The organism is Pseudomonas sp. JL3 (genome assembly GCF_031570575.1).
Classification (GTDB): Bacteria; Pseudomonadota; Gammaproteobacteria; order Pseudomonadales; family Pseudomonadaceae; genus Aquipseudomonas; species Aquipseudomonas cucumis.
The window spans coordinates 1-1,340 of the sequence record NZ_JAKWJK010000061.1 but is presented as its reverse complement, the minus strand read 5'-3'; the positions used below and the strand labels follow the sequence as shown (position 1 = coordinate 1,340).

The 1,340-nt window shown below is 64.4% G+C and carries 1 pseudogene; it reads left to right on the top strand.

Features of this window, described 5'->3' with window-relative positions:
• Positions 1–1,340 (top strand): annotated as a pseudogene (locus MMG91_RS28770) (DUF6531 domain-containing protein); the annotation flags it as partial.

Genomic DNA, 1,340 nt, shown 5'->3' with positions numbered 1-1,340 from the left:
CGGGGCGATCCCGTCCCATGTCGCGCCGGCCGGCACCGAGCCGGAAGCCGAGCCCAGTTACCTAGACATGGCCGAGAGCTTCTTCTCCCAGATGTGGCGCCCTACCGTCGCCACCCCGGCACCGGGCGCGGTGCCCAAGCCGCTGGACCTGGTCGTCTGCATGAAGCATCCGCCGATGCCGCCGCAGTTTCTCGCCGAGGGCTCGGACAAGGTCACCATCAACGGCCAACCCGCCGTGCGCAGCGGCGACCGTNCGCCGAGGGCTCGGACAAGGTCACCATCAACGGCCAACCCGCCGTGCGCAGCGGCGACCGTACCACCTGCGACGCCAAGGTCGTATCGTCCGGGCTGATCTCATCCAACGTGACCATCGGTGGCGGTTCGGTGGTAGTGCGTGAGATCCGCAGCGGCAAGACCCCGGGCGTGGGGCTGGCGGTCACCGCGTTGCTGATGCTCAAGGGCGGCAAGGGCAAGTTCTTCAGCAAACTGCCGTGCATGCTGATCGGCGGCGCGACATCGATGGCCGTCAGCAGCGCGATGGGCGCGATGGCCAACGCGGCCATGGGCTCGTCGAACCCGGTGCATGCCGCCACCGGGGCCAAGGTGCTGGGTGGCGATGAAGAGCTGGACTTCGTGTTGCCGGGCATCTTGCCGATGGATTGGCAGCGCTTCTACAACAGCCGTGACGAACGCCGCGACAGCTTGTTCGGCGCGGGTTGGAGCGTGTCCTACGAGGTGCGGGTTGAAATCCTGGCTCTCCCGGAGGGCGGGGAAACGCTGGTGTACACCGATGAACAGGGCCGACGCATCGACATGGGTTCGATCCCTCTGGGCGGCGCGGTGTTCAGCGCCGGTGAGGGGCTGAGTGTTCGACGCCACGTTAATGGGCAGTTGTTGATTGAAAGCGATGACGGCGTCTACCGCTTGTTCAATCCAACGCTGGGCAATACGGCGCTGCTGCGCCTTGATCAATTGGGCGACAGCAACAACAACCGCATCTATCTCGACTATGACGAAACCGGACGGTTGGTGCGCCTGCGGGATACTTTCGATCTGGTGCAGGTCGAGCTGATTCAAGAAGGCGGTCGTGTGGCTCGGGTGGAACGTCTGTACCCAGATCAACACCGCGAAATACTCGTCAGCTACGGTTACGACGCAATGGGCAATCTGGCCGAAGTGCGCGACGCCACCGGCCAGGTGCAACGGCGCTTCAGATACGACGCCGGGCGGCGGATGGTCGAGCATCAGTTGCCCACGGGGCTGCGGTGCTTTTATGAATGGGCCTTGATCGAAGACCTTGAATGGCGCGTGGTCGGGCACTGGACCGATGAGGGCGACAC